Consider the following 2722-nt stretch of genomic DNA (forward strand, 5'->3'; position numbering starts at 1 on the left):
GTACCCGTCACCTTCCGGTGGAAGTTGCGCGGATCGAGGGACACGCCCCAGACCGCCTCGTACACCCTGCGCAGCTCACCGACCGTGAACTCCGGCGGGCAGAAGGCGGTGGCGAGCGAGGAGTACTCGATCTTGGAGCGGGCGCGTTCCACTCCGTCCGCGAGGATCCGCGCGTGGTCGAAGGCGAGTTCTCCGGACGGGCCGTCCTCGTCGTCGGCCTTCCGCTGTCCGAGCACCTCCTCGACCGGGGCCCAGCGGGCGCTGTTGGCGTCGCCGCCCGCCCGCGGGGCGGGGAGGTCCGGCGCGAGCGCCAGGTGCGCGACGCTGACGACCCGCATGCGCGGATCGCGGTCGGGCGCTCCGTACGTCGCCAGCTGCTCCAGGTGCGCCCCGTTGCCCGGTACGGGTTCGGCGGCGGCCGGGTCGTAGGCGGTCAGGCCCGTCTCCTCGAGCAGCTCGCGCGCGGCGGCGGCGCCGAGGTCCTCGTCGGCGCGGACGAATCCGCCGGGCAGGGCCCAGCTGCCCTGGAACGGCGGCTCTCCGCGGCGGACCACCAGGGTGCAGAGCGCGTGACGGCGCACGGTGAGCACGACCAGGTCGACGGTGACGGCGAAAGGCGGGAAGGCCGACGGGTCGTAGGGAGGCATGCGGCGATCATAGTCGTCTTCCTGACGATAAACACGCCCTGTGCCGACCACGACGTCGTGGTTCCCGCCGTGCCTCGGGGCTCGCCCGGTCTCGCCCCGGACGTCCCGTCACACCCCCAGCTGAAGGCCTTCCGCGGCCTCCTCGACCACCCCCAGGCCGAGGCGCCCGACCCGTACGGCGAAGGGCCGGCCGGCGACGACGAGCCCGGAGAGCCGGATGGCGCCGAGCGGCACGGAGGCCTGCGGGTGGACCGACACGGTTCCGCCGGGCGCGTCGGGCCGGATCCCGGCGAGGGCGGTGAGCGCGTGCACCGCCCCGGCCGCGGCGACGGCGGCCGGCCGGCAGGCGGCGGGATGGGGCACCGGCCGGGCTCCGGCCGCCCGCCGGTGCCCGGCGTACATCTCGGGCAGCCGGTACCCGAAGGAGTCCGCGGCGTCGAGGAGGCCGCGCAGCAGGGAGGCGGCCTCCTTCTCGTGACCGGTGGCGGCGAGTCCGGCCACGGCGACGGCGGTGTCGTGCACCCGGACGGCGCCCGCCCGGTGGCCGAGGGGGTTGTGTCCGGGTTCCTTGTCACCGAGGCTGCGCAGTCCCCATCCGGAGTCGAGCGCGGGGCTGCCCAGGAGCCGCGCCACCTGCTCCGTGGCCGCCTTGTCCAGCAGGCCCGGCGCGTACCGCCCGCCGCCGAGCAGCCCGGTGTCGAGGAGGTGGGCCGCCCAGCCGCCCGTGTGGGGCCAGGTGCGCCCGTCCGGTGTGCGGGCGGCCGCGGGTCCGCCGCCCGCCGGGTCGTCGGGCCGGAACTCCCGGCGGAACCGCTCGCGCAGCGCCTCCGCGGTGTCCCGCAGGTCGTCCCCGCCCGGCGAACCGCAGGCGTCGAGCAGGTCGGCGCCGAGCAGCGCGGCGCGGTGGGCGTGTGCCTGCGTCTCGGCACGCCAGGGCCCTCCGGGGCCGGGGTCCGGGACGAGGCCACCAGCCGCGGCGGCGCGGCGGAGCCAGCCGAGACACCGTTCGGCCACCGGCAGAAGCTCCTCGAGGTCCGCCGCGGGGAGCCCCCAGCGGCGGGCCTCGGCGAGGACGGCGGGGAAGCCGAGGGTGGCCTCGATGCCGGTGCAACGGGGCGGCAGGTGCGGGCCCGCGTCCCGGAGGGGACCCGGGATCCGTCCGGTATCGGGTCCGGCGCCGGTGAGTTGCCCGCGGGCCAGGGCCCTGAGGGTGCCCGCGACGAGCCGGGTGCCGAGCGGCAGGACCATGCGTGCGGCCCACAGTGCTTCGGCGGTGACCGGTCCGCACCGCCAGGGAGCGCCTGCCGCGAGGTGGACGTCCGCGGGGTGGGCGGGGTCGCGTTGGAGCAGGGCGCGCAGATCCCCGACGGAGGTCCGCAGGAGCTCGCCGGCGCGGGGGTCGTCGCCCTCGGCCACGGCTTCCGCCAGGAGGTGACCTCCGGGTCTCCCGGTGCCGCCGGTCGGGGTGGTCGCGCCGCCGCTCCCCCGCTCGGCCCGCACCCGCAGGACGATCGTGAAGGAGCTGCCGGGCGCCAGCTCGCACTCCCATCGCAGGACACCCGTGACCGCCAGCGCGTCCATGGGCGGCGGGTCCGCGGCGACGGCGACGGAGCGTCCGCCGTCGTCCGTCCAGCGCAGGCCCGTGCCGTGGACACTGGCGCGCAGTTCGGGTCCCGGCCGTCCGGACGCCACCGCGCCCAGGTCCGCGAGATCCGTGCCCAGAGTGAGGTCCACCGGGAGCCGGCAGGTGCGGGGGGCGGTGCTGCGCAGGACGATCCGCTCGGTGCCGTCGGCGTCGCGGGTGCGCTCGACGAGGAGGCCCGGGTCGGGACCGGGGTCACCGGGGACGCGCAGGGCACCGAGGAAGACGGCGCGGTCGGCGCCGGCGAGACGGCCCTGGAGGGCGAGGGGTTCGCGTCCGGCGACCCGCAGAACGCTGCGGGAGACGAGCCTCCGGCCCTCCCGGTACACGCCCTCCGGGCCTTGCCCGGTGAGCTGGCCGTGGGGGGCGTTGACGGTGAAGGCGGGCAGGGCGACGCAGAGGAGCGTGTCATGGACCGGCGGCAGTTCCCCCG

General features: G+C 77.2%; 2 protein-coding genes. Both read right to left on the reverse strand.

The window, feature by feature from the left end; translation table 11 throughout:
- Nucleotides 1-647, reverse strand: a 647-nt coding sequence (locus tag RIF68_RS33560) for an NUDIX domain-containing protein (protein WP_309055248.1), incomplete at its 3' end; no start/stop codon positions are given.
- Nucleotides 648-755: 108 nt separating this feature from the next.
- Nucleotides 756-2714, reverse strand: coding sequence for a glycogen debranching N-terminal domain-containing protein (locus RIF68_RS33565; RefSeq protein ID WP_309055249.1), 1959 nt, complete (start codon nt 2712-2714; stop codon nt 756-758).
- Between the last annotated feature and the right edge of the window lie 8 nt (nt 2715-2722).

The sequence above is a fragment of the Streptomyces sp. genome (assembly GCF_031178505.1).
GTDB lineage: Bacteria > Actinomycetota > Actinomycetes > Streptomycetales > Streptomycetaceae > Streptomyces > Streptomyces gulbargensis.